18 protein-coding genes are annotated in these 26,710 nt (G+C 58.6%); 5 read left to right on the top strand and 13 right to left on the bottom strand.

From position 1 onward, the window contains the following. Positions 1 to 28: 28 nt before the first annotated feature. The gene (locus AAFH49_RS13470) at positions 29 to 901 is read right to left on the bottom strand and encodes a PstS family phosphate ABC transporter substrate-binding protein (RefSeq protein WP_342298896.1); all 873 of its coding nucleotides are present in this window, start codon (positions 899 to 901) and stop codon (positions 29 to 31) included. Between the two features lie 513 nt (positions 902 to 1,414). Here AAFH49_RS13470 and AAFH49_RS13465 point away from each other — a divergent pair. Beyond that, the gene (locus tag AAFH49_RS13465; protein WP_342298893.1) at positions 1,415 to 1,912 is read left to right on the top strand and encodes a hypothetical protein; all 498 of its coding nucleotides are present in this window, start codon (positions 1,415 to 1,417) and stop codon (positions 1,910 to 1,912) included. A 754-nt stretch (positions 1,913 to 2,666) separates the two neighbouring features. On the opposite strand, the gene AAFH49_RS13460 is transcribed toward AAFH49_RS13465, so the two are convergent. Continuing rightward, positions 2,667 to 3,212, bottom strand: a complete 546-nt coding sequence (locus AAFH49_RS13460) for a hypothetical protein (protein ID WP_342298891.1) — start codon at positions 3,210 to 3,212, stop codon at positions 2,667 to 2,669. 555 nt (positions 3,213 to 3,767) lie between these two features. Then, complete coding sequence (locus AAFH49_RS13455; protein WP_342298890.1) at positions 3,768 to 4,178, bottom strand: hypothetical protein; 411 nt, start codon at positions 4,176 to 4,178, stop codon at positions 3,768 to 3,770. Positions 4,179 to 4,770: 592 nt separating this feature from the next. Here AAFH49_RS13455 and AAFH49_RS13450 point away from each other — a divergent pair. Both AAFH49_RS13450 and AAFH49_RS13445 read left to right on the top strand, forming a co-directional pair. Then, positions 4,771 to 8,229: a BamA/TamA family outer membrane protein gene (locus AAFH49_RS13450; protein WP_342298889.1), complete on the top strand. Its 3,459-nt coding sequence runs from the start codon at positions 4,771 to 4,773 to the stop codon at positions 8,227 to 8,229. A gap of 95 nt (positions 8,230 to 8,324) precedes the next feature. Next, positions 8,325 to 10,574 carry a patatin-like phospholipase family protein gene (locus tag AAFH49_RS13445; RefSeq protein WP_342298887.1) on the top strand — a complete coding sequence of 750 codons (2,250 nt, stop codon included), beginning with the start codon at positions 8,325 to 8,327 and terminating at the stop codon, positions 10,572 to 10,574. A 53-nt stretch (positions 10,575 to 10,627) separates the two neighbouring features. On the opposite strand, the gene AAFH49_RS13440 is transcribed toward AAFH49_RS13445, so the two are convergent. The 10 genes from AAFH49_RS13440 to AAFH49_RS13395 all read right to left on the bottom strand — a co-directional run bounded on the left by AAFH49_RS13440 (position 10,628) and on the right by AAFH49_RS13395 (position 22,860). Then, positions 10,628 to 12,199, bottom strand: coding sequence for an MFS transporter (locus AAFH49_RS13440; protein ID WP_342298885.1), 1,572 nt, complete (start codon positions 12,197 to 12,199; stop codon positions 10,628 to 10,630). Between the two features lie 210 nt (positions 12,200 to 12,409). Next, the gene (tkt, locus tag AAFH49_RS13435; protein ID WP_342298883.1) at positions 12,410 to 14,452 is read right to left on the bottom strand and encodes a transketolase; all 2,043 of its coding nucleotides are present in this window, start codon (positions 14,450 to 14,452) and stop codon (positions 12,410 to 12,412) included. Positions 14,453 to 14,610: 158 nt separating this feature from the next. Continuing rightward, positions 14,611 to 15,153 (bottom strand): hypothetical protein, encoded by a 543-nt coding sequence (locus tag AAFH49_RS13430; RefSeq protein ID WP_342298881.1) that lies wholly within the window; start codon positions 15,151 to 15,153, stop codon positions 14,611 to 14,613. A gap of 146 nt (positions 15,154 to 15,299) precedes the next feature. Then, the gene (locus tag AAFH49_RS13425; RefSeq protein ID WP_342298879.1) at positions 15,300 to 16,106 is read right to left on the bottom strand and encodes a class I SAM-dependent methyltransferase; all 807 of its coding nucleotides are present in this window, start codon (positions 16,104 to 16,106) and stop codon (positions 15,300 to 15,302) included. 159 nt (positions 16,107 to 16,265) lie between these two features. Further along, the gene (locus AAFH49_RS13420) at positions 16,266 to 17,276 is read right to left on the bottom strand and encodes a type I glyceraldehyde-3-phosphate dehydrogenase (protein WP_342298878.1); all 1,011 of its coding nucleotides are present in this window, start codon (positions 17,274 to 17,276) and stop codon (positions 16,266 to 16,268) included. A gap of 77 nt (positions 17,277 to 17,353) precedes the next feature. After that, complete coding sequence (locus AAFH49_RS13415; protein WP_342298876.1) at positions 17,354 to 18,061, bottom strand: hypothetical protein; 708 nt, start codon at positions 18,059 to 18,061, stop codon at positions 17,354 to 17,356. Between the two features lie 81 nt (positions 18,062 to 18,142). Beyond that, entirely contained in the window at positions 18,143 to 18,628 is a 486-nt protein-coding gene (locus tag AAFH49_RS13410) for a hypothetical protein (protein ID WP_342298873.1), read from the bottom strand. Further along, positions 18,629 to 19,741, bottom strand: a complete 1,113-nt coding sequence (locus tag AAFH49_RS13405; RefSeq protein WP_342298871.1) for an epoxide hydrolase family protein — start codon at positions 19,739 to 19,741, stop codon at positions 18,629 to 18,631. Positions 19,742 to 19,795: 54 nt separating this feature from the next. Next, positions 19,796 to 20,611, bottom strand: coding sequence for an alpha/beta fold hydrolase (locus tag AAFH49_RS13400; protein WP_342298870.1), 816 nt, complete (start codon positions 20,609 to 20,611; stop codon positions 19,796 to 19,798). A gap of 542 nt (positions 20,612 to 21,153) precedes the next feature. Continuing rightward, positions 21,154 to 22,860 (bottom strand): FAD-dependent oxidoreductase, encoded by a 1,707-nt coding sequence (locus AAFH49_RS13395; RefSeq protein ID WP_342298869.1) that lies wholly within the window; start codon positions 22,858 to 22,860, stop codon positions 21,154 to 21,156. A gap of 461 nt (positions 22,861 to 23,321) precedes the next feature. Here AAFH49_RS13395 and AAFH49_RS13390 point away from each other — a divergent pair, with 461 nt between their 5' ends. Next, positions 23,322 to 25,367: a sigma 54-interacting transcriptional regulator gene (locus AAFH49_RS13390; RefSeq protein WP_342298868.1), complete on the top strand. Its 2,046-nt coding sequence runs from the start codon at positions 23,322 to 23,324 to the stop codon at positions 25,365 to 25,367. A 375-nt stretch (positions 25,368 to 25,742) separates the two neighbouring features. Further along, positions 25,743 to 26,710: hypothetical protein (locus tag AAFH49_RS13385; RefSeq protein WP_342298866.1), on the top strand; the 968-nt coding region annotated here is incomplete at its 3' end.

The following is a 26,710-nucleotide window of genomic DNA, read 5'->3' as shown; positions in this document are numbered from 1 at the left end:
TAAAGGACGAAGGGCGGGGTGAGATTGGCTAGCGGGACTGGGCCACAAAGCGGGCAAAGCGGGCCTCCTCGCGGTCGTACTCCGTGGGGGGCAGCGGGAAATAGCCCACCTCGCGGGCCAGGCGCGGGGCCTGCCGCAGGTAGAAGCGCAGGAAGGCCTGCACGGCCGGGCGGCGGGCGGCGGGCCCGCTCACGTACAGGAGCAGGGGCCGGGACAGGGGCGCGTAGGTTTTGTTCTTCACCGTTTCGGGCGACGGCGCCACCGGCCCGGCCCCGTTGTCGGCCCGCTCGTCGTCGATGGGCACGAGCTTGAGGGCGGCCTGGTTGGCCTCGTAGTAGGCAAAGCCGAAGAAGCCCAGTGCCAGACGGTCGGTGGCGATGCCCTGCACCAGCACGTTGTCGTCTTCGCTGGCCGTGTAGTCGCCCCGGCTGGCGTGGCTGGTCCCCACAATGGCCTGGGTGAAATAGTCGTAGGTGCCCGAGGCCGTACCGGCCCCGAACAGGTGAATCTCGGCCTTGGGCCACTCGGGCCGGACCTGGTTCCAGTGCGTGAGGCGGTGCTGGGCGGCGGGCTCCCACATCTTCTTCAGCTCGGCCACCGTCAGGCTCCGCACCCAGGTATTGGCCGGGTTCACCACCACGGCCAGCCCGTCGTAGGCCACGGTGAGCGCTGCGTAGTCCAGCCCCTGACACTGCTGCTGCTCGCTCGCTTTGATGGGCCGGGAGGCATTCGCCACGTCGATTTCCCGCCGGCAGAATTTCTGAAAGCCCCCGCCCGTGCCCGAGACGCCCACCGTGATGCGGGCCGCCGGGTGTTCCCGGGCGTATTCCTCCACCACGGCTTCGGTCAGGGGGAAAACCGTGCTGGAGCCATCCATCCGAATCTTGCTTTCCGGAGGCATACCGCCACAACCAGCGGCCAGTAGCCCAAACGCTAGAACACAGACCTGGTGTCGGGTGGCCGGGCGGAGCATCGGTTCAGTCGTTTAAATGAAGCCCGGTTTCTGGCGGGCGGCAGCCAAGCACTAACGCGCACAGCCTTGAACGTGGATAGTATGCCGCTGACAGGACGGAATGCGTTACTATATTGTTAAATATTTATATATTATAATAAATTATTGGGCAAAAAGCGCGTATTAGTTGCGGAGGCCGTTAGATTTTTCCCCTGCCTGCTAAATGCCATGACCGAGTCCGTCCTGCGCGCTTCGTTTGTCCGTCAGCATGCCACCGAAATCGGGGAGCTCAGGGCGGGGCCTGGATAGCCGTTGAGATAGGCTGCCGGAGTGGGGCTTGGGGCCAAGCGCTTGCTGATAATGGGAGCTGGCCCGCCAGCAAATGGTAATACCAGCGTAACGGCCGACGCGCCTTCCACGGGTAGGCAAGGGCGAACTTTGTCTTCTTTTTTGCCTGCCGGTATGTCCGTACGTCTCGCTGCCCATTCCGCGTCTGGAGGATTGATTGGAATGCGAACCTGGCGGCGGTGGCTGGCATTACTCCTGGTGGTGTGCCTCGGTGAGTCGGCGCAGGCGCAGGCCCCCGCCGACCCGTTGCGGCCAGCCGCGGCCCTGGTGCCGTTGCCGCGGGCCGTGGACACGGTGCGGGCGGTACACCTGCTGTTTCAGGACCGGCGCACGGGCGGGCTGACGTTTACCTTCCTCGGTCTGCCGCTGACGGGCCTGTTCACGCTGTTTTCGGTGGGGTACGCGCCGGGCACCGGCCCCACCACGCAACCGCACAAAGGGGAAACCATTCTGGAGGGCGCTTTCCTGGGAGCGCTCCCAATGGGCATCGGCATCAGCAAGCTGGTGCGCTTCAGCAAGGCCCGGGAAGCAGCGGTGATTGCGAATTATGCGCGCGGGACGCCGCTGCCGCCATTGATTCGGGCCCGGCTGACGCGCAAGTACTTTCGGTAGAAAGAAGCAGCCCTGGCTGCAGCAAAAAGTCCCGTTGCGGGGCGGCAGCGGGACTTGGGAAGAAGTCGGTTTGGTAGTTGGTTGAAGGATAGCAGTTGGTTGAAGGAGTAGCGCCGGCCCACCTAGCCCCGCCAGCGGGCGTGGATGGGCCGAATGAAGCACGGGTTACGGTTCGATTATGATTGCCCCAAACGGTTTCGGGAGGCACAGGGTGCGAGTACCTTTGTTTCGAAGAGGGAACATCAGCCCGGTCGGGTCGGGGGTGGGCCCGGCCGGCACCACCCCATTATGGCTAGCGCTTTACGACGGCACGATACGGATAAACAATTAGGTTAAAAGCCCACAAGCATGCCCCAATCTGCAAGTTGGGCCGTGCTTGTTGACGGTAGTAGTCGCGCGCCAAGCGGTCTTGGGGCTCTTTTTTCTGGCTTCATAAAAACATAGCGGGCGCGACATCTGCCGGTAATGGGCGCGGGCGTCCTTTGTGGAACACCTGCACTTCAGCTTATGAAATTGCGCAAGCCTATCGCACTCGCCCATTGGCTCTCTCGACTTGCGGCCCTGGTTCGCCCCACTCAGGCACTGCCTGCGACGGAGGAAGCCCCCTGCCTATTTATATAAGGACTCCTCGGGCAAGAATGGGGCTTCGGCTAGAAATGCGGTGCCAGAAACGTGGAAGTGCAACGATTACTTGAAGCGCAAAGCTGTCTATTTAAACGGTCGGAAAAGGCAAAAGCAGGCAGTCAGTAGGCCTCTACTGATCCTGCTTTGCGCGAAAAAAGGCGGGCACCAGGCGGTGGCGGTTAGTGAAGGAAATGCATTGGTTCGTGGTGATGGCCGGGAAACGCCCCGCCCATTGCTGATCCCGCTTCACCACAGCGGCCCCACCGCTTCGGTAAAAGGACTGGCGCTGCTCATCGAAGTAAGAGTAGTGCTCTTGGCCCGGTTGAAGCAGCGGCTGGACGTGGCGAATGACGTGCGCAAAAACATTAACCGTATCGTCTTTGACGAAGGGGCGGGCGCAATTACTCTCCTCTTGCAATACCAACACGGTATCGCGGCGGACAAGGCCCTTTTTTCGGCTGGTGACGCGCAGCAACACATCGTAGCCCAAAAAACGGCGGTTTCGCCCGGGCTCGTGGGGGGCAATGGCGGCGATGGCTTGTCCGACAAAGGCCTCCTCGGACTGATCGTAGATGTGCTGCAGTTGCGCTTCGGTTTCGAACCACCAGCACCCACACGCCAGGGAGACGGCCGCCCCACCGAGCAGGCACACCAGGAGACCACTTTTTCTTTCCATCGCGGCGGTTTGAGCGCACCAAGGTAGTAGCAGCAGGATAGTGCTGCGCACCACGCAGGTGCAACCGGCATGTTCACCTTAACGGTGGTGGCTGTTGCACAACCCGCAATTGGCTCGAAAACAGCGTGCCTTTAACAGCGGGACGAGCAAAAAACGGCTGCAACGCAGGGTTCAAGGACTGGTTCAACTAATGGCAGCACCTTGGAAAGGCCGATAGGGAGTGCTGCAACAGCCACCCTCGTTTCGATTAACGGCGCGTTTTTCGATTCGGACCGTGGCTGTTGCAGAACTCCCGAAACAGGCAGTCACCACCTGTTTATTAGGTCATCAATTGCTCGAACAAGCCCTTAAAGCCACGTTTTCTGCCGGCCGCCCTTTGTGTTGCCCGGAGATGCGTGCGCTTGGAGAGTTCTGCAACAGCCACTCTCGTTTCATCAAACAGAGGACGTTTACCTTCGGACTGTTTTCATGAACGAACGTTCTTAACTCGAAACTTTTGCCCGAAAGGCCTATTCGACCACTTAAAATCGGTTGTCAACCGCTCATTTTCTCTCCTTAGACGCGTTCCTGCTTCGGGGGTAGCGATTGCGCCAACTCCTGCTGATAAGCCCAATCCTCGGGCGAAAGGATGGCTTGCAGGAACGCATCGTAGCCCAGGTCACGGCGCTCGAGCGCGTGCCGTCGGAGCGGCAGGCTGTTCTTGCTGGCCGCAAAGCCATCACGTTCCATGGCTAGCCGCATCTTCTCGGGCAAGCCTTCCAGCCAATGGCGGAAATCCTCTTCCGTTACCTCGCCGTCAGCCTGCTGCTGGTAGCGGTAACTGGCATTACCCAGCCGAAACAGCCGGGCGTGGTAGGCGCGCTGCGCTTCCGGCAGCGCTGCCAGAAACTCCAGTTGCGACTGGTGGTACTTATCCAGCGGGTGTCGGGGATTCAGCAGCTCTTCCATGCCGTAAAAGAACGACAAGGGGCGGGTAGTAGCTAAGGGCCAATCAGGAACTAGCAGAACCGAATTCCTTAGCGGGGTTTTCTGTTCCTACTCTAGTGAGACCCCTATATCAATACTTCTGATTTACCTAGTCCTCAATGAATAGCTTTCCATGCATAACACGACATGCTGAACTTTAGCCTAGAGTCGAGTTGCCTTGCGGGTATCTCGCGGGCACATAAAAAAGCGAATGGCATGGCATGCAGCTCCCAGGTAATTGGAGATATCCAAAAAAAACACTGTATAAATTTGGAGGCAGTTCCGAAAAGAGGGCTAACCACTTAAGTGAAAAGTTAGTAAAACCTGCGTCACGCTATCGTGAAAGCCTTTTGATGCGGGTCTCTAAGCTTACATATTCATGGCACAGGGCTTGAGTTGACCGGGTTATAAGGGCTTTGTATCCTCATTGGTTGCCAGCTGGTGGCTACCTCGGTACCCCGCCCCCGCAAGCCACTGGGGCTTCCAGAAGGCTGCGCCATTGAGCCCCTCTCTGATGCATTGTCTTTACTCCTGCGTAGTGCTTTGCTGCCGACTGGTTGGCTTCGTGCTGCTGGGGCTACCTGGGCTTGCGATGGCCCAAGGGCAGGCCTCGCCCGCTCCGGCGAGCACCGTTTTCTTTTTGGGCGGAACCGGCCGACTGGCTCTGGCCAGTTATGCAGAAAGCGTAAAAAAGCTGCGCGCTCAAGCCGGGCCGCAGAGTACGTTGGTGCTCCTCGGCGACCAACTATTTCAGCCCCTACCGACCGCGGCCGCGCCACGTGCCCGTGCCGAGGCTCGGCTGCGCCAACTGCTGGCTCCCCTGCAGAGCTTTCCCGGCCGGTTAGTTGTTGTCCCGGGCGGGGCTGGCTGGCTACTGGGCCGCGAACCGCAACTGCTGCTGGAGCAGTTCCTTGGTCGCGGCAAAGTAGTCTGGCCCGCCTCGGGCTGCCCCGGCCCGGTCGAAGTGGTATTGGATGCGCAGCATACGCTGGTGGTCCTTAATACGCCGTGGTGGTTATATGCCGATGACCAACCTAAGCGTACCAGCGGGTGCGAGGCACTGGACCCCGCCGCCGTGATGGTTTTGCTCGATGATATCTTACGCCGAAACTATGCAGCCGGCAAGCAAGTGGTCGTGGCCGGATACCACGCCATTTATAAAACCGGCAGCTACGTGCAGCAGGCAGCCCTTCCCAATCCAGGTTACCGTCTGTTGTGCCGGGTACTGCGCCGTACGCTGGAAAGATACCCTGGCCTAGCATATGTTAGCGGGCAGGGCCGCCACCCGAACTACCACGAATTGAACGGCGTGCACTACCTCGTCAGCGGTAGCACAGCGCGGGTAACTTGGCGGGACAATACCCCCCAGCCGGCGGGTCTCATGCGTCTTGACTATGCGATGAAAGACACGGTGCGGGCAACGTACTGGGCGCCCGCGGCCGGTCAAACTACGAACCGCCCCCTTTTCAATTGGCAATGGCTGACCCCAACTTCCAACCGGCCCAAGGATAACGATACAACCCTTATTCACAGCTTTCGCAACCAAACCGTGGTGGTGCAGGCCAGCACGCAGTATGAAGCAGGCCGAGTGAAAAAGTGGCTACAGGGCACCAATTATCGCCGCGAATGGGAGCAGCGGCTGACAGTACCGGTGCTGGACCTGGGCACGGCCGAAGGCGGGCTAATTCCACTAAAACGTGGGGGTGGTCTGCAAACCAAAGCGTTGCGCCTGCGCGCTCGTAGTGGACAGGAGTATGTACTGCGGGCCGTTGAGAAGAATACGACCAGTTCGGTCCCCCCGTTTCTGCGACACACGTTTGCCACAGCCATCGTGCAGGACCAGATTTCGGCGGCTCATCCGTACGCGGCCTTGGCCGTGCCTACGCTAGCCGAGGCGGCAGGTGTGGGGCACTCCAACCCGCAGTTGGTGTACGTACCCAACGACCCACGTCTGGGCCTGTACCGGCCGGAATTTGCGGGCACGCTGGCACTGCTTGAAGCCCGGGAGCCTACGCCGCCGAGCCTCTTTACCGGCCAGCCCGAGCGTAAAAACTACAGCACCGCCGATGTCCTGGCGGCACTAGAAGCCGACGCCCGCAACCGCGTGGACCAGCGCGCCGTGCTCCGTGCCCGCTTGCTGGATATGCTACTAGGTGACTGGGACCGCCACGAAGACCAATGGCGTTGGTTGGCCTACCCCCTATCCGGCGGCGGCAAGCGGTTTCGGGCCGTGCCGCGCGACCGCGACCAAGCTTTTTTCGTGAACCAGGGCCTGCTGCCCCGCGAGGCCAGCATGGACTTTTTGTTGCCGCGCATCCAGGGATTTCACACAGGCTTTCGCAATATCAATACCTTTAACTACCAGGCCCGCTACTTCGACCGCTCCTTTCTTACGGAACTGAGACAGGCCGACTGGCGCGCCGTAGCCGACTCGGTGCAGGCTGGTTTGAGTGATGCCGTGCTACTAAAAGCGCTGCACCAATGGCCCGATTCCATTTACCAGTTATCCGGCCCCACAATTTTAGCCAAGCTACGGGCCCATCGCAATGACCTGCCTTCCTGGGCCAATAAGTATTACCTCTTCTTGGCCGAGGGGGTAGATGTGGTCGGCAGCAATCAAGGCGAGTACTTCGATGTGGTGCGCCAAAATGATGCCCAAACCCAGGTGAGGATGTATGCCCGTACTGCTGCCGGTCAGCGCGGCGCGCTGTTGTACAACCGCACGTTTTTCACGGCTGAAACCAGGGAAATCCGCCTGTACGGTCAGGGCGGCGACGACCTGTTCACGGTGAGTGGCCGCGTAAGCACGGGTTCCGTGGTGCGAATAATCGGGGGCACCGGGGCCGATAGCCTCATCGACCGCTCCCAGGTAGGCGCAAGCCGCCGCAAAACTGTGGCCTATGATGAGCCTCAAGGCCTGACTATGGTTGGCCACGCTGCCACCCGGCTGCACCTGAACCCGGCAGAAAGCACGCGTACCTACGACCGCGAAAGCTTCCAATACCCTATCCTGATGCCACTCATGCCGTGCAGCTACAACGTGGACGACGGCATCTTCTTGGGATGGGGCGTCGGCATCAAGCGTCCCGGCTTTCGCAAGTCGCCCTGGGCCGCCACGCACGCCCTGACCGGCAATGTAGCCTTGGCCACCGGCGCGTTCAGCTTCGCCTATAACGGCTTGCTCACCCAGGCCATTGGTCGACTCGACGTGCAGTTGCAAGCTTTGGTAGAGGCCCCAAACTACGTGCGCAACTTCTACGGGTTAGGCAATAACACCCAGCCTATCGCCGAACAGCCGCTGAGCTACTACCGGGTGCGATTCCGCAATGTCGCAACGTCCGTGATGCTGCGCCGGGCCCTCACGCCGCGCTGGCAGGTGTTTGGTGGGGTGCAATACCAAGCCGTCGAAGTGGAAGACCAAGCCGACCGCATTCTGCATCAGCTTTCCGATGACCGCCTGCGCCCCGCCAGTCTTTTTGCCGATAAGCAGTACGCGGGCCTGCAGCTAGGACTGGAGATGACCAGTCTGCATGCCAAAGCTGCCTGGCCCCAGGGCGCGCACTGGCGCACCGAGCTCACGCTACAGCGCCCGCTCACCGCCGCAGCCCGTCCCCTGACGCAGCTCAATTCTGAATTAGCGCTGTACCGCAGCTTCCGGCTGCCGTTTCGCCTCACGCTGGCCAGCCGGTTCGGCGGCACGGCTAACTTTGGCGACTACGAGTTTTTCCAAGCCGCTACGCTCGGTGGGCTCAGCAACCTGCGCGGCTTTCGCCGCACGCGCTTCGCGGGCCGCCAGAGCCTGTACAACAATCTGGAGGCCCGCTTGCAGCTAGGCAGCTTTAGCACGGTGGTGCTGCCGCTCACGTTTGGGGTGCTGGCCTTCCACGACGTGGGCCGGGTGTGGGTGCCCGGCGAGGACTCCCTTACTTGGCACCGGGGCTACGGTGGCGGCCTTTGGGTGTCGCCTAAGCCGCTGGTGACGCTAACGGCCATGTATGGTCTCTCTTCTACCGAGCAGTTGTTACTGGCACGATTGGGTTTCTTCTTCTAACCGCCCGACGGGAATGGCACCAGGCCAGTTTGCAAAGCTGATGTGACCACCATGGCTCCGCCTATTCAGAAATGCTCCTGCCCTAATAGTTCCCCATGAAATTTCCGCTCTTTTTACTCTTGCTGCTATTTGCGATGGGGCAAGCCGGGCGGGCGCAACCGCCCGGAGCACGTCCCCGGATTGGGCTGACGCTGAGCGGCGGTGGAGCGCGCGGCTTGGCCCATATCGGACTACTACAGATGCTTGATTCAGCCGGCGTGCAGGTCGATTATGTGACAGGCACCAGCATGGGGGCAATTGTGGGGGCGCTCTACGCCGCCGGCTACAGCGGCCATGACATCGACCTATTGGTATGCGAGCTGGACTGGGGTGCGTTACTAACCAATGGGGCCCAGCTGCGCACCGTCACCCTCGCGGAGAAGGACGATGTAAGCCGCTACCTGATTGAACTCCCGTTTGTCCGGCGCAAACTACAGCCCCCCAGCGGCGTTATTGAATCAGAAGAGTTGTGGCTTAAACTTAGCGAGCTGTTCCTGCCTTACTACCGCACCAAGGACTTTAGCTGCTTCCAGCGCGGGTTTCGCTGCGTAGCTACCGACATTTTATCGGGCGAGGCGGTGGTGCTGCAACGGGGTGAAATCGTACCCGCCATTCGGGCCAGCATGGCTATTCCGTCCGTTTTCACGCCCATTTACTACCAGGGCCACCAGTTGGTCGACGGGGGCGTTGTGCGCAATTTTCCCGTGTCGGAACTCAAAGCCATGGGCGCGGGAGTTATCATCGGCAGCAATGTGTCGAACGGGGCCTACACCGAGGCCAGCCTACGAAATGCACTTGATGTGCTGCTGCAAATCACATTCTTCAAAGACAACGCCGACTTCAAAAGCCAACGTGCTTTATGCGACGTTTACGTTGATTATCCGCTGAAAGGCTTCACCACCGGGGGCTTTGCCGACGCCAAACCCATCACACGCATTGGCCTTGGCCGGGGGCAGCAGATTTTTCCGCAGCTTAAGCGGCTGGCTGATTCGCTCGATGCGCAATACGGGCCCAGGGCACCATTGCGGCCGGTTCCTCGCCTTGACTCCATCTATATCAGTAGTTGCGAGGTGCACGGGCTGGAACCTCAAAACGTGTCCTTGGTGCTGCAGCTGATGACATTTCGGCCCGGCCGCTTTTACACGCCAACACAGCTGTCGGCGGCGGTGCGGGGGGCGTTTGGCACCCGCTATTTTCGTCGCCTAACCTATACGCTGCAACCCTTGCCGGATTCCACGGCCCACATAGTATTTGAGGCGGTGCGGGCTCCGCTCACCCACCTGCAGTTTGGGCTGCACTACCATTCCCTCACCGGCATTGGGTTGATTAGTAGCATCTCCGCTAAGGATTGGCTACTGCCGTTTTCCACCAGCCAAGCGGCGTTAAACCTCGGCGAGAACCCGCGCTTCCGCCTTAAACACTTCCAGTACCTGACCCCGAGTAAGCACGCTTTCCTGCGCCTGCTGGCCCAGGCGGAGCAATTGGATGTCGCCACCTATGGTGCGGGCATTCGCAAATCCGGGCTCTACACCCAGCGCTACGGCACCGTCAGCGGCCAGCTCATGCAGGAGTTCACCCGCAACGCAGCCTTTGGAGTCGGCACCCGCTACGAATACGTCAGTTTCCGTCCCGAAATTGCTTCCGGGCTTCAACTGAACGGGCGTTTGCGGCTTATTACCAGCTTCATTTGCTACGAAGCCAATACCTGGAATGCCGCCATATATCCCACCGCCGGCCGCAAGGTAGACGCCGAGGCAGGCTACGTTTACGGGCAAGCCCCTAGCTTCCGGGTGCTGGACGGCCCCACCCTGGTCGAGACCCAAGACGCGGCGCGCTTCTCGTTCCGGCCCTACCTGCGCACTCGCCTCAATCTGGAGCAATTTTGCCCCCTGTCAGCGCGCGCCACCCTTCTGTTACAAGCGCAGGCCGGCCTCAACTTCAACTACCGGCAAATTGTAGTCAATGATTTCGTGGTGGGCGGGCTCACGCCCGTACTACGCAACCAACTCACCTTTGCCGGGCTTCCCGAAGCGGCCTTGCTGACCAGCAGCGCGGCGGCCGCCCTGGTTGGGTACCGCCATGCCCTGGCGCCCAAGGTGTACATCAGTGGGAAAGCAAATGTGCTTTATCACGATTTTCTCACCGCTAATTTGCAACTGCAGTCAGCACAGGTACGCTACGGCGGAGCGGTCACGTTAAGCTACCGCTCATTTCTGGGACCCATCGATGCGAGCCTGCTTTATTCCAATGCTGCAGAAAGGGTCCTGCCCTATTTCAATATCGGCATTCCCTTTGGCTACCGATGATGACAAGTGACCGAAACGGTGATTTATCCAACATCTGGCGATAAAGTAGGCCACTACTTGCCATTCGCAGGAGGCTTGGCAGTCGGTGGTGAAACACTGGGAACAAGCCAGAAGGCTAGGCCGGCACTGGCCAGGGCCATTACTGAGCACAGCCGGAGAATGCGCTGAAAGGTGTGCTGAAACGCCTCGCGGAAAGCTTGTTTCACCACCGGGCGTTGGCGTGCGGGCACACTAACCGGCACGGAAGCGGCGCCAAATTTGCGCGCTTCCGTGCGCAAATCGGTGCGCGCCACGGCCGATAGCACAACGGAAGCGGTGTGCAGTGCCAACTGGTTGTGAAAGTCTACCAGCGCAACGGCGCCGAAAATGGCCAAGGCCAATACGCCGGCTGCCCGGGAAACCGCGTTGTTCACGCCCGAGGCCGTGCCCGCGTAATGACTCGCTACGGCCGTCATGACGGCTGTAGTCAGGGGAACCACGGTCACGGCCATTCCCAAGCCGAACAAGACCATGCCGGGGAAAAAAGTATTCCAGTAAGCAGACGGCCCAGGCGTTACGCCCACGGTGCTCAGCCAGCCAAATCCCAGGGCAACGACCAGCGGACCGACCGTGAGCAGGAGCCGGGGACCGTGGCGGTCTGCCCAGCGGCCGGCCGGCCGCGAGCCCAGCGAAATGAGCCCGGCCAGCGGCATAAAGGCCAGCCCGGCCTGCAGTTGGGTATAGCCCTGCACCTGAACTAAATTGAGCGAAAGGAAGAAGGTCGCGGCCGTGAGGGCTCCGTACAGAAACAGGGTGAGCAGGTTCGTGCCGCTAAAGGTGCGGTTGCGAAACAATACCAGGGGCAGCATCGGATGCGAAGCATGCGCTTCGAGGGCGATGAAAGCGCTCAGGGCCAGAAACCCGCCCCCTACGCCCCCCCAAACCCAGGGATTGGCCCAGCCTTGGGCCGGAACCAGCAGCAGCCCAGCGGTCAGCGCCGCTAAGCCCAGGGCCGCCAGCGCCGCGCCTGGCCAATCGCTGCCCTCCGCGGAGGGGTCACGGGTTTCGGGCACTTTGCGCCACAGCACCACCAGGGCAACGGCGGCCAGCGGCAGGTTGAGCAGAAAGATGGCCCGCCACCACCCGGCATCGGCTAGCCAGCCGCCAAGTGCCGGGCCAGCCAGCAAAACCAGTGTGGTCGTCGCCGACCATGTCCCAATGGCTTGCCCCCGCTTATTGGCCGGAAATTGAGCCGAAATCAGCGCCAGGCTGCCGGGTACTAACAGGGCCCCGCCAACGCCCTGTATCAGTCGGGCAGCAATCAGCCACCCAGTGGCAGGAGCCATTCCGCACGCCAGAGATGCCGCCGCAAACAACATCAGACCCGCCATGCAGACCCGCTTGCGGCCCAGACGGTCGCCCAAAGCCCCACCTTCCAGCACCAGAGCAGCCAGCACGAGCAAGTAACTATTTACGACCCAGAGCATCCCGGCCCCGTTGGCGTTGAGGTCACGCTGGAGGGCCGGTAGGGCAACGTTCAGGGCAGTGCCATCGAGAAAGACCATACAGGAAGCTGCGATGGCAGCCACCAGCGTCCATCGCTCCTCAGCCGTTAAAGCGTTCGATGATTCTGATGCGATGGGCATAATGCAGAATAGAAGCAGAAAAGTGGCAGTAGCCAGCCAAACGGGGATTATAATTCCTGGCCACGCCCGTGGCGCTGAGTAGGGCGACCAACTTATCCGCTACTACTCACGCATCAACAATTTCGCTATACGTTGGAGATTTTTCTGGTTGGAACACCAAGATATGTTTAGTGATTGGGAGAAAGCATCAAAAGCGCCGCTTGGTTGATTTTAGTAACGCCTTTCTGCCGCTACGTTGCCAGCAAGCACAGCTTGGGCGTGCTTGACTACATTCTCGACGGTAAAGCCGAATTTCTTGAACAGCAATTCTGCTGGGCCCGACGCGCCGAAATGATTCATCGCAATAACGCTGCCTTCGTCGTTCGTGTATTTGTGCCAGCCGATGGGCGAGCCGGCCTCAATGGCCAGGCGTTTACGCACGGGTGTCGGGAAAACGAGCTCGTGGTAGGCGGCATCTTGGTTTTCAAATAACTCCCAGCTTGGCATGCTGACGACGCGGGTGGGGGTGCCGGCGGCCTGCAGTGCCTGTTGGGCTTCCAGCGCCAGGGCGACCTCCGAGCCAGTGGCGATAAGAATTAAGTGGGGTTGGCCACTGTCGGCTTCGCGCAAGATGTATGCCCCCTTGGCTACCCCCTCGCGGGCTGAGCCGAGGCTACGTTGGTCCAGGATGGGCAGCTTTTGGCGCGAGAACACGAGCACGACCGGCGTATGGGAAGTGCGCAGGGCAATGCGCCACGCTTCGGTGCTTTCATTGGCATCGGCGGGGCGCAGCACCACGATGTTGGGGATACTGCGCAGCGCCAGCACTTGCTCGACGGGCTGGTGGGTAGGGCCGTCTTCGCCGAGGCCAATGCTGTCGTGGGTGAAGACGAACGTAGCTGTGCTCTTGCCCAGGGCGGCTACGCGAATAGCCCCGCGCATGTAGTCGCTGAAAGTCAGGAAAGTGCCGCCGTAGACCCTCAGGCCGCCATGGTGTGCCATGCCATTCAGGGCGCCGCCCATGGCATGCTCGCGCACCCCGAACCACACATTGCGCCGCTCGGGATGCAGGTACTGGAAGCTGTCGTCCCCCACCTTGTTCATTTCATTTGACGTGGCCAAGTCGGCTGAACCGCCAAATAGAAAGGGAATCGATTTTTTGAGGGCTTCCAGTATTTGGCCTGACGCTTGGCGCGTGGCTAGCGCACCCTCAGCGGGCGTGTACACCGGCAGGTCGGCGTCCCAGCCTTCGGGCAATTCACCCGCGAATGACGCCTTAAACATCGCGGCCTCGCCGGGGTAATCCTTGGTGTAGGCGTCGAAACTGGCTTCCCATTGCTTTTGCAGCTCTGCGCCCTTCAGGCCGGATTGCCGCAGGTGCTCGTATACCTCAGCCGGCACCTGAAACGATTGCTCGGGGTCGAAGCCGTAAAACCGCTTGGTCGCTTTGACATTGTCGGGGCCAAGGGGACTACCGTGGGTTTTGCTGGTGCCCGCCAGTGGCGAACCAAAGCCGATAATGGTGCGCACTGCAATAATGGAGGGCCGGTCTTTCACCGACTGCGCCACGCGGATGGCATTCTCCAGCTCGTCGAGGCTGTTGCCGTCCTGTACGTGCTGCGTGTGCCAGTAGTAGGCATCGAAGCGCTGCATGGCGTTCTCGGTGTAGGCAAAGCTGGTAGGGCCGTCGAGCGATATTTTGTTGTCATCGTAGAGGTAAATCATCTTGCCCAGCTGCAAGTGACCGGCCAGGGAGGCCGCCTCCGAGGCGATGCCTTCCATCAGGTCGCCGTCGCTCACCAGCACGTAGGTGTAGTGGTCCTGCAGCGGCGCGTGGCCTTCTTTGTTATAAAGGGCGCCGAGGTGCGCCTCGGCCATGGCCATGCCCAGGCCATTGGCAAAGCCTTGTCCTAAGGGGCCGGTAGTTACCTCCACACCGGGCGTGCGGTGCGACTCTGGGTGGCCCGGCGTGTTAGAATCGAGCTGCCGGAACTGCTTGAGGTCGTCGAGTGTCAAATCAAAGCCATATAGATGCAACAGGCTGTATAACAACGCCGAACCATGACCCGCCGACAGAATGAATCGGTCCCGGTTGGGCCACTTGGGGTCCTGCGGGTTGAAGCACAGGAAGCGTGACCAGAGCACGTAAGCCATTGGCGCTGCCCCCAGCGGCAGACCAGGGTGGCCGGAATTAGCTTTTTGCACCATGTCCACCGACAGTAGCCGAATGGTATTGATGCTCAACTCGTCGAGGGTTGCTTGAGAAGTATTCATAGGGCTTTTAGAAAATTTCCTGGTTAGCGTTGTCAATCCTACCCCACTGTGCATTGTGCTGCAACTTGCCGGTTCGCTTTCTGATTATTGATGAGCGTAACACGTTGCGTCGTAGCGGCGCAATACAAGGATTCAGGTTACTAGCAGCTTTAAGCAGCTCATTCAGCTAGTAGTGTCTGCAGGCGGGCGACAGAACGTCGAAAAGAGCGCCGGAAATAGCTGTTCACTACCCAATGGGCGACCAGATAGCTACCGACAAGCAAACTGCCTAAGCCAAGCAGTCCTACCCCGCCTGCAGGCGTTAGCCCCCGGCTGTGCATGACTCTTGTGCCAATGGCCAAGGCACTAGCTGAAGCTACAAGCAAATGCCCGAAATAGAAGTAGTAGAGCAGGCGGGAAAGCCGGTGCAGCATCCGCAAAGCATCGCTCCCCCCTACTGTGATGGCGGTAGCCAAGCTGCGCAGGAGATAGAATTGTCGATAGTAATAGTAACCCAACACGGCGCCCAGCGCCAGCAGAATGCTTGCGAACTGGCTGGCCTGCGGGTCGTGAAAATGCAGTAGCCCGCCGATAATAGGTGTACTGACCAGACTTTTGCCAATGGCGTCAACCCACGTATTACGACGCAGAATTTGCACTATTCGGGCTGCATTCGCGGTGCGTACCGCCTGAACGGCGGTTTGTCCTACGGGCGGTGACATGGCAAGCCAACTAAGTTAAAGGACAGTTCTATGCATTCATTAAACGCGGGCTTGGTTGTTCGAAACGCTGGCCACGCGTAGCCATTCATACACTGGCCCCGTGCCGCCGGCCGGTGGTAGGCCAACAAAGCCGCCGCGCGGTCCGGCTACTTGCTGGCTTCGAATACCAGCGCGTGAAGGGGCGTTCGCAAGGGGTGGTTGCCCAGCTGAGCGCTGAATTCCTGCTCCACGGCGGCTTGAATCTTGGGTAGCAAAGAGGGGTCTTTTTCCTGGATAGCCGTGGCGAAGGGCAGTCCTTGAATGAACCCTTGCGCCGCGATAGCCGCGGTTTCGGCCAAGCCGGTTTTCTTCACTGACGTAGCGTTGACATGATGGAACCCCGCTTCAGTAAGCGCCTGCAAAACAACCTGTGCATCGGCCATGGAAAACGGCCCGAGGTGCTGGGGCACCGGATTGCCGCCGAGGAAAGCGTGTAATACTTTGTTGACAATGGCCCAGGCGGTGTTGTCCTGAATAGCACCCCATGTGTTGAAAATCAACTTGCCACCGGGGGCCAGTACGCGATGAATTTCCGTCAGGGCTTTGAGTTTATCAGGCACGAACATGAAACCGAATTGGCTGGCTATCAAATCAAACTGATTGTCTTCGTAGGGAATGGCCGAGATATCCACCACGGCCCAGGTGACGTTGGGCGCTAGGGTTCTTTTGCGGGCCACGGCCATCATGTCTGGGTTCAGGTCGGTGGCGGTAAGTTGGGCCGATGAGGGCAGGCGCTCCAATAGGAGGTTGGTCAATCGGCCGGTACCGCAAGCCAGTTCCAGCACGTTGGTTACCGGAGCGTAGTCAATTCTATCCGCCAGGTCGAGGGCGTAGGGCTCAAACAAGAAAGGCCCCAAGTAATCGTCGTATTGCTGCGGAATGGTGCCGTTGAAAGTGATAGTGGGCGCGCTCATGGTCGTGATGCTGTGGAGAAAAAGCAGTGGGGGCGGAATTGCCCTGCAAAGGACGAGTCGGCAAATGACCGTTCTCTTGCCAAATGGCAATAAATGAGGATACTAAATAGGTGGCTATCGAAGTACCAATAGCTTCACGGCCACCCGTCGGCACGGAGGCTAGAGGCGCGCCGCCAGATAGGCGGCGACTTCGGCCAGGCGGTTCGAGAAACCCCATTCGTTGTCGTACCAGGCCGCCACCGATAAGAGGTTGCCTTCTTTAGCTGTCAGCGGCAAGTCGATGAGGCAGGAATGCGGGTCGCCTACGATGCGAGAGGAGGCCCACTCGTCTTCCAGCACGTCGATGACGCCGTGCAGGAAATTGACAACGCCCTCCTGCGCAGCGGCACGGAAAGCATCGTTCACCTCCTGCACGGTGCATTCCTTTTCGGTCACCAAGTTTAGTTCCGCGATGCTGCCGGTGCGGGTGGGGATGCGGTAGGCTTTTCCGGTTATTTGCAGGCCGGGCCAGATGAATTGCAGCGCCCGGGCCGCTCCTGAAGAGGAGGGAATGATGTTCTCGGCGGCGGCCCAGGAATCGCGCCGGTCCTTCATGGGCTGGTCGGTCAGCGACTGGGTGTTGGTGTAGGAATGCAGCGTCGAGAACAGGCCATACTGAATGCCGAAGTTTTCCAGAATGACCTTGATGGCTACGGCCAGCGCATTGGTGGTGCAACTGCCCATGCTCACAATGTGGTGCGCGGCCGGGTCGAAGGAATCGAGGTTGATGCCCTTGAGCAGCACGGCGTCGCAGTCGGCCAGCGTCTTGCTGGCCGTGCTCACCAGCACGCACTTTGCGCCCCGGTCGAGATGCACTTGGGCCCCGGCGCGGGTGGTAGCCCGGCCCGAACAGTCCACTACCACCGCTGCCCCCAAAGCGGCCCAGTCAGGGACTTCCTTGGCCGAGTTGAGATAGGGAATTTTACGCTCTCCAATCGTCAATTGGCCGGTACTGCCCGCAACGGGCTCGTGCCAGCGGCCATAGTTGGTATCCACGGCAAAGAGTGCGGCCAGGGTCGCTTCATCCCCGATGTCGGCGATGGCCACGGGCTCGAATAAGCCCTCGAGCAAGCCTACCCGCAGAAATTGCCGCCCAATGCGGCCGAATCCATATAATGCAATACTGGCCATGATGCAAGAATTAAGTTGGGTTACAGATAATCGGTTAAGTCTCGGGCGGCAACTAATGGCTAGGCAGGCGTCGCCGGCTACTGAGCCAGCGCTTGGGTAGTCGTCAGCGGTTTGCCCGTAATCAGCTGCCGAATAGCAGCCAGATGGGCCAGGATAACCAGGGGCACGATACAGGCCGGCAGCCACACGAATGGGAAGTACAGAACGGCGATGTTGGGCTGGTCGAAGCCAAAATGCTGGAGAGGTCCGGGCACGGACAGCAGGGCATTGACCAGAATGTTAAGCACCAAGCCCAGGCACAGCAGGTTCCAGACGAGCAACGCGCTCCGGCCCAGCAGCTCCCGCCGAAAAACGAGGAAGTACATCACCGGCGCACTCAGACCAGAAAAAATGTCCCAGTTGCGGCCTTCAAAGGTCATAAGCTTTGGCACGGCGTGGTGCATGTACAGCACTAGCAGGCCTAACTCGACGAAAATGCGGACCGTGTGCAGAAGGGTGAGCTGGTCCAGACGCAGGCCGTCGACGTAAGCCCGCCCCCGGGCAGAGAGCATCAGGCTGACAATGACCAGCACCGGCGGCAGCACGGCCAGCGCTAGGCGCGGCGGCGTGGAGCCGGGCCTCGCCGTGTAAAACCCGCTCAACCCCAGTGCGGCTTGCAGCACTAGCCAGGCCAGCAACACATAAAGCGTCGTTCGCGATTTATTGGCGGCCCGGTAGAATTGCCAAACGGTAAACGCCGTGAGGAGCGGAAAAACAAAGGACAGGGCGGTGGGTACGGTTTGCATGAGAATAGTGCGGTTGGTGTTCGACAAAGGAACTGGGGCGCGTCAGCGCGTCTCTTGCCATAAGGCAAGAAATCAGCGGGCTCATTTAGCGGCGCGTTGGTCAGTAAGCCAGGAGTTAGCAGGCCCCTCGTCGATGAAGGCAGCCGCGCGGTAGCAGGTTTTCAGCGGATTGGAAAGCGCGGGGGTTACCACATTCGCGTAGTGATGGAGGGATGACGGGGCCACCAGATAAGCGGCGTACACCAGTTGATTATTTGGAAAAACGGCGTTGAGCATGGGACAGAACTCGTGGAGCACCCATTGGTCCTGTTCAACTGTATTGCTGCCACGCCGGCGCAAATCCAGGAGCCACTGCCAACAATCGTGTTGCACAGCCAAATCCAGCAGCGCGAAGTAACTGGCCCGGAATAAATCTTCACTTGGTACCGGACACAGCCAGCGGAAGACAATTATCCGCTCTTGGCTACGGTACGAAATACTGAGAAAAGACGGGAGCAGCGTGCGGACTGTGGCATTATCCATAGCATGGAAAAGGGCTGCCTGAATGACAAGCGGCTGCTTGCCCACTCATAGGGTTGAGAAAAAAGCACGGAGGTCCGCGCTGTACAGCACGGGCTCTTCCCAGGCTGGAAAATGGCCGCCTGCGGGCATTTCAGTGTAGCGCTGCAGATTCACGCAGGACTCGACCCATTTCCGCGGGGGCACAATAGGCTCCTTGGGAAACGAGGCCACGGCCGTGGGCACGGCAATCTTAGCCGTGGGCACTAGTTTGGTCCAGTCGTAGTAAGCATGCAGCGACGACTGAACTGAGCCGGACACCAGATAAATCATGATGTGGGTCAACAATTCATCCCGGGTGAAGGTGTTCTCCAGATTGCCATGGTTGTCAGTCCAGGCGTTAAATTTTTCTGTCACCCAGGCCGCGTAGCCCAGCGGGGAGTCAACCAGCGCAAAAGCCAGGGTCTGGGGTTTGGAGCCTTGCAGCAGCAGGAAAGCGCCTTCCTGAAAAAGAAATCCCGGCAGCGCCGTGGCGAAAGCACGGGCGGCTTCCGACGTTTGCAGAATGGCTTCCGTGCCGGTCGGCAGCCCCACTTCCGTCAGGTGGATGCCCCGCACGCTGGCGGGGTAGCGCTCGGCTAGCTTCTTGGTAATGATAGCCCCGATGTCGCCGCCCGCCGCAAAAAACCGCTCATAGCCCAACCCTTCGGTCATCAACTGGTGCCAGGTGTCGGCAGTGGATTCCAGCGGAGCCAGGTCAGAAAATCCAAACCCTGGCAGAGAAGGAATTACGACGTCGTACGACTGGCCGGTCCCATTGCCGTGAGCAGCTGGGTCGGTGAGCAAAGGAATGACTTTGTGGAAACGATAAAAGGAGTCCGGCCAGCCGTGCGTCAGAATGAGCGGCTGGGGGTTCGGCCCTTGCCCTTTGATGTGAAGAAAGTGTACCCGCTTGCCTGCGATTTCGGTCGTAAACTGTGGGTAGCGGTTTAGTTCGGCTTCCTGCCGGCGCCAGTCGTAGCCCGTTTGCCAGTGCGCGAGCAATTCCTGTACGTAGGCGATGCTGGTGCCTCGCTGCCAACCCGTAGCCGGCTCCGACACTATGTCCGCATTCAGCACCTTCTGCTGAATGCGGTCGAGAATGGCCCCAGCGACGCTAATCGTAAATGGAGTGATGGTCATGATAAGTACGGAAGAAGCTACTAATTGGGTGGCCGTGTACAGCTAGTGGGAACACTATTTGGCTATCGTCATTAGCGTGCTCGTGACCTGGTCGGGGATGGCCAGGAACGGGCAATGACTGCTGTTGAGCTGGTAGGTATGAGAAACGCCGGCGGCCCTCACCATGCGTCTTTGCAAGTTGTAGCCCACCACATGGTCTTGCAGTGTGTGGATGTAGTACTTGTTTACCTTGCCAAAATTGGCCGCCGTCAGCACGGCAGGGTCTAGGAAGGGCAAAGTGGGCTCGGGGCGGTAATTGGTTACCAACAGTTGCTGCACCGCGGCCGAACCATCCTGCAGAAAAAGCCCGGCTAGGTTGGGAGTCGGGATGCCCAAGGTGGGCGGCGCAATGGGCGGGATAATGTTGGCGCTCAGCTGCGAGGTACTGTCGGTGTTGGCCAGGTCCAGCAGGGACTGCCCGTTGGCCGGTAAAAAGGCGCCGATGTAAACCATTTTATCAATCCGGTTGGGAATCTGCTCGGCAACCACCGAAATAACCATCCCCGCCAGGCTATGGCCCACCAACACCACATTGCCGGGCAGGGGGTTAATGGCGGCCACTACTTTGTCGCGATACTTATTAAGAGTTAGGGTATTGGGGTCGGTCTGGTCAGCTCCGTGCCCGGGCAATTCAACCAGCACGACCTTCTGACCCTGGTCTTCCAGTTGTTTTTTTACAAACTGCCAGGCGAATGGGGCTTGCCACGCCCCATGCACCACTACGAACGTGGTGGGCGTGGGCGTAACGGCCTTGTCATCATCTGAACAGGCCGAAAGCCAGAACGTGAAGGCCAGGGCCAGGAGTAAACGGAGCATCAAGGGCTTTTTCATAGCATTAAGAAGGGTTAGTAAATGGAGAACTATGGTCTAGAATGATGGTATTACCAGGCATTGATTTCTGCCCTATCGCCAAAGAGTTTATAAACAGCCATTTGAGCCAGCCCGTGGGCGTCTATCTTGCCTGCTCCCACAATGCTGCAGGTGAAACTGCCTTTCTTCCGTCAGGAAATGCAACGGTTATGCCACGGAAACTCAACCGGACCAAGTATGTCCACTCAGCAGTGCGCTACTGCGTATACTTTTCAAAATCAATGCCTTAATATTTGTCAAGCATCTACTTGTCCAAAGAAAGCGAGGTGATTCCCGTATTCAAAAGGAAAAGCCGCCTGGACTTATCCAGTATTTTTGGATAAATCACCTGGTGTTTTTGGATAGTGATTCCTCAATGGTCTTTATTGGAAAATGCCCGCCATTTGTTAGGTAAAGAATAGCTCTCACTACTGGAGCAGCGGCTTTATCGCCATTTACTATGCTACCGGCCTGTGGGTCCGCGACCTACCTATTGGAGTCGTTAATTGCCATAGCATAGGAGGCTATTTCTGCACTGGTGCCGGTTCAGAGCTTGGTAAGGCGACAAGCAACGACTCAAAATAGTCGTGCACACAGGATACGGCAACTCCTCCCTCGCCCACCCCTGCTGCTACCCGTTTGACAGAACCCGCCCGCACATCGCCAGCTGCAAAAACACCTGGCAGAGAAGTTTCTAAAAAGAACGGGTCACGCGTAAGCGGCCACTTGGGCACCATATGCGTGCGCACCACCGCGCCGGTCAGTACTCCCCCCTGCTCATCGCGGGCTACTGCTTCGGGCAACCAGGCGGTGCGCGCATCTGCCCCAATGAGCACAATCAGCACACTGGTGGGGCGAAGCGTTGTCTCATTCGTAAGCAAATTGGTAACGGAAATAGCTTCCAAATGCTGTCGTCCCGCTACCCCAGTCACCTCGGTATACGGCTCGACGCGCACGTTGGCCTTGGTGGCTAATTGGTCGATGAGGTAATGGGACATGCTCGCCGCCAAGCCTGACTTGCGCACCAGCAGCGTGACCTGCCGGGCATAGCCAGAGAAGAACATAGCCGCCTGCCCGGCGGAATTTCCACCACCAACTAAGTACACATCCTGGTCGCGGGCAGTGGCAGCCTCGGTGCGGGCTGCCCCATAAAAAACGCCACATCCAAGAAAGCGGTCAATCTCTGGCACCCGTAGCCGCCGCCAATCCACGCCGGTAGCCAGCAAGACCGCCCGGGTTCGGACAACCTCGTCGCCGTCCAGCACGAGTTCGTGCTGCTGGTCACCGCCTGTGCGCAAAGCAACCACATTGCGCGTGATGACGATATCGGCGCCCAACCGCTCGGCTTGTTCAAAGGCTTTCCGGCCCAGGTCGTCACCAGCAATGCCGGCTGGGAAACCCAAGTAGTTTTCAATGCGTGAGGAGGTGCCCGCCTGCCCCCCGGGCGCTTCGCGCTCAATCAGGAGAGTCCGTAGCCCTTCCGACGCAGCATATACGGCGGCAGAAAGCCCGGCCGGGCCCGCTCCTACAATGGCCAGGTCGTACACTTGGTCAGCCGGCGTTGTTCGCATCCCCAAGCTGGTGGCCAAGTTGCGAAGGGTCGGGTCGGCAAGGAGTGTGCCATCGTGCAAGCGAGCGTACAACGCGTGCTCGGATGCTACTACCTCTCGGCCCAAATCTGTCCTAATCGGCATAGTGGAGCTTGTAGCAGCCCAAGTGAACAGGACGTTGTTGCGGGCCAGAAAGTCCCGCAACGCATAGGCGGCCGGGTCCCACGGATGGCCATAGAGCGTGACTTGGGAAGTCGGAATCCTAAGGGCTAGCTTTTGCAAACCAATCAGGCTAGGCATCATCTCCTCCGTGATGGTCCGGGCAAAATCCGGTAAATCAGCCATCAGCCGACGAAAGTCCTGAGCATCGAGCCGCAGGACGCGAGCTGGTCCCACCGCCCTTACACTGACAGGGAAGGCGGTGCCCAGCAAAATAGGCACTTCGCCGATGTGCTCGCCGGCCGTGCGGGTATGGACCAGTTGCTCCACTGCCCCGACCCGCTTTGTCAGTTCGAAGGTCCCGGTGAGAAAGTAGTAAAAAGCAGGAGCTTCTCCTTCATAGGTGAGGTAACCATTAGAGGCCACCTCAATCTCGGCGGATTGGTTAACCACATTTGTACACTGTTGGTCATTGAGCGAGGCAAAAAGTACGGCAGAACGAACGGTATCGAAATTGACCATGGAAGGAAACTGATTAAAACACTATAATCAGCGTCGACCCAAACACTTTGTGTGCCACGTCCCAGGGCCCTTACCGTTTGCTGCTAAATGCGCAACCACTGCTTACTGGCGAATGCAATTCCGCTGAAATTGAAGCCTTGTTTACTGCCTCGGCGCTCCAGGCATCATCCAGTTTTTTTGGAGTTCCACAATTATTTCGGGTATGTCGAACTGGAGCCTGCTTATCAAGTATGGCCTACATCGTTCATGATGAGCTCAAAAGCCGGAAAATAAAATACTGCGTAGGATTGGTCCCATCTTTGGGTGGCACCAATCCTACGCAATCAGGGCTGAGAAGCTTTACGAAGGATTCGGCTCTGTCTTACTTTTAGCAGTATCTTAATTGGTTGGTATCATACTTTGCTTGTTGACCAGTGATGCAAGGTTCTGGGTGATGGGTCAAGTGCCCTAATTAGTTACAAATGGAAGCTCTTACTCCCTCAGCGCCAGCACATCCCTTCGACTGTCAGGTTCTGATTGTAGAAGATGAGTATGTAATCGCCAATAACCTGCAGTTGATTCTGGAGCAAGCCGGCTATGGAGTCATTGGGATAGCCGATTCCATTGCGGAGGCGCACGCCCTGATGGCCGAGACCCGACCGGATATGGTGCTCCTCGACATCTACCTAAAAAGAAAGGAGCGCGGCCTGGACCTGGCCAAGCACTTGTTTGACGAGCACATCCCCTTTATCTACATTTCGGCCAATGACAACCCGAGTGTGCTGGAAGAAGTGAAGGCCACCTTCCCCAACGGCTACATCGTCAAGCCTTTTCGGGAACAGGATGTGCTCATGGCCCTCGAAATTGGCCGCTACCGGCACGCCCACGGCGTGGAAATGGCACTACGCAAGGAGAAAGTGCTGCAGATAGCCATTACTGAAGCGTTGGCTGGTAGTGATGGGTGGGAGGTGAAGCTGCTGCAGCTCGCTCAACTGCTGCAGGAGCACATTCCATTCGACTTCTTCTCAGTACGGCACCGCAAAGCCGGGGCCGATACCTTTTATCGCTACTACCGGGTCGGATTTAAGGAATACCAGAGCATTTCGCCCGCCGGTTTCCTGCAAATGACGAAGCGTGCAACCGCCATACCAGCAGAAGAAACGGCCGCGTCCGACCTCTACAACCACGAGGCGTTCAAAGCGCTGTGCAGGCAGCACCCCCTTGTTCAGCTAACGGCCAAAACCTTTAAACTCAATTCGGCTCTGCTGTTTTCCCTGGTCGCTGGCCAAGGGGAAACGTTTGACATTTCGTTTTTCAGCCGCCAGCCCGACGCGTATCGTTTCGAGCACTCGGTTCTGCTGGACCGTCTGGAACAGCCCATCTTATTTACGCTCGAACGGGCTTTGGCCTACGACAAGATTGCCCAACTCAGCGAGCAGCTACGGCAGGAAAATGCCTACCTGCAGGAAGAGGTCAAAACCTCGGCCAACTTTGAGGAGATTATTGGCACAAGTCCGGCCCTGCTGCAGGTATTCAACCAAGTGACGCAGGTAGCTCCAACGGACACCACGGTGTTGATTTTAGGGGAAAGTGGCACAGGCAAGGAACTGTTCGCCCGGGCCATCCACAACCTATCGGGCCGCAAAGACAAAATGCTGGTCAAGCTGAACTGCGCTACGCTGCCGGCCACGCTCATCGAGTCCGAACTATTCGGCCACGAGCGGGGGGCATTTACCGGTGCCACCGACAAGCGGGTGGGTAAGTTCGAGCTAGCCAATGGTGGCACCATTTTCCTCGATGAAATCGGCGAGTTGCCGCTGGAGCTGCAAGCCAAGCTGCTGCGCGTGCTACAGGAAAGGGAAGTGGAGCGCGTGGGGAGCAATACCCCCATCAAAGTGGATGTGCGCATTATAGTGGCCACCAATCGCCACATTGAGCAGGAAGTAACTGCCGGACGCTTTCGGCTCGATTTGTACTTCCGATTGGCCATCTTCCCCATCATGCTTCCACCGCTTCGGGAACGGCCCAGCGACATCCCATCGCTGGCTGGCTTCTTCGCCCTGAAGTCGGCGCGCCGAATGGGCAAGCCTTTTGCGGGCATTCCGGAGGGGATGCTCCAGGAATTTCTGCGCTACCCTTGGCCGGGCAATATCCGGGAGTTGGAAAATGTTATCGAGCAGGCCGTGATTATTAACGACGGCAAGTCTCCCCTGTCGTTAGGCCGGCCCTTGGCCAATAGCTTGTTTTTGGGGTCTTCGCAAGCTGCCGTAGCTGGAGGAGCGGAAGGGCAGCTGCCACCCGCTTCCCAGCCCAAGGCCCTAACGGATGTTAAGTTGATTCAGGAAGAGGCCGAGCGCGAATTCATCATGTCCATTCTTCAACGGACTAATGGCCGTGTGCGAGGCAGCGGCGGAGCAGCGGAGCTTCTTAACCTGAAGCCGACTACCCTGGAGTACCGAATGGGTAAGTTAGGCATTCGCAAAATTATAGGCCTTAAGCCCGAAGAGGCACCGATGGATCCCAACTAACTTCCCGTTTTACCAGTCAGCAGCCAGGTTTTACTACACTGAAAGCATGGCCACATTTAGAAAGGCCAATTTAACATCACCAGATGTGAAGTAATGCGTTCGCTTCCTGATTCTGCATTCGGCGCATCACGCGTCGCGTGCTGGTCCGCAACGGCGGCGGTTGAAACCCACACATGCCGCGGTGGCTGCCTGCCCAGTTGGCAGGGGCCAGCCCACCAAGTCACTTGAGCAGAGATATGCCTACCAAAATCGGTGAGCAAGTGCGCATACATTCTGCGGTCAACAGTAATCTCACACGTAGTTATCTCGCGGTTGGATGAGTAGCAGGCACTTTTGAATAAAACCCACTTACATGCTGCCTTAACCAACTCAGCCATGCCCAAAGTGTACCTGTTACTGGTTCTGGCTTGCCAGATTGCCGGCACAAGCCCGAAGGCTGCGGCGCAACCTTTGCCCCGCCACTACTCCATGCCCGAATTGCGCCAGCTCGTGCGCCGAGGCAACGCGGATACCACGCGCGTGAAATGGCTTCTCCAGCTTAGTGCCTTTTACCTGAATAAAGCAGAGCAAAGCCAGCAAAGTGTTGATAGCGCGCTGGTATTTGCTGCGCAGGCTGGCGAGTTGGGTCGCCAGCTGCATTTTGAGCCGGGTGTGGATGAGGCACGGTTTCAAACCGGCCAGGTGTATGCCAAACGCGGGGGTACGCGCCAGGCGCAAGCTCTGATGCGAAGTCTGAGCGATACGAGCCGCATTAAGTTGGCCTTGGAGTTGGGCAAAAACCAGCTGCTCCCGGGCAAAGCTCAACCAGCGGGCCGCGACAGCGCCCTATACTTTTTTCGGCAGGCTAAGCGCCTGAGCGACGCGGCCGGCCTGCGCCACTGGCAAGACGAGAGTGTCTTTCAACAGGGCATTCTCTACATTCAAGGGCAGCAGGTGCCGCGCGGAGAGGCCCTCTTCAGGCAGGTCATTAAGGCCGCCCAAATAGCAAATGACAAAGCGGCGGAAAGCCGTGCCTGGTTCCGCCTGGCCGACAGCTTTACGCCGCTGGGCCGGGATAAATACACGGCCCAGCGGCTGGAATACTTCTCTCAGTCCCGGGTGCTTGCCCGCCAGATTAATGACCGAACCCAGGAAGCAGCCAGTTTGCTGAATATCGGCTTCATCCACATTTATCAGGGTAAGCGGGCGGAGGCAGAGCAGGATTTGTTGGCCGTCGTAGCCATAAAAAAGGCCGCCGGCCAGAAAGATGCTTACTTCGCCCTGGAAGCCCTGCACGAGATTGAATACAACAAGGGCAACAACGCCAAATCGCTGGCTTACCTGCTCCAAACCCTCCGTAGCGT

This window comes from Hymenobacter segetis (assembly GCF_038448715.1).
Classification (GTDB): Bacteria; Bacteroidota; Bacteroidia; order Cytophagales; family Hymenobacteraceae; genus Hymenobacter; species Hymenobacter segetis.
The sequence above is the reverse complement of the archived record's forward strand: the minus strand, read 5'-3'. Positions and strand labels throughout refer to the sequence as shown.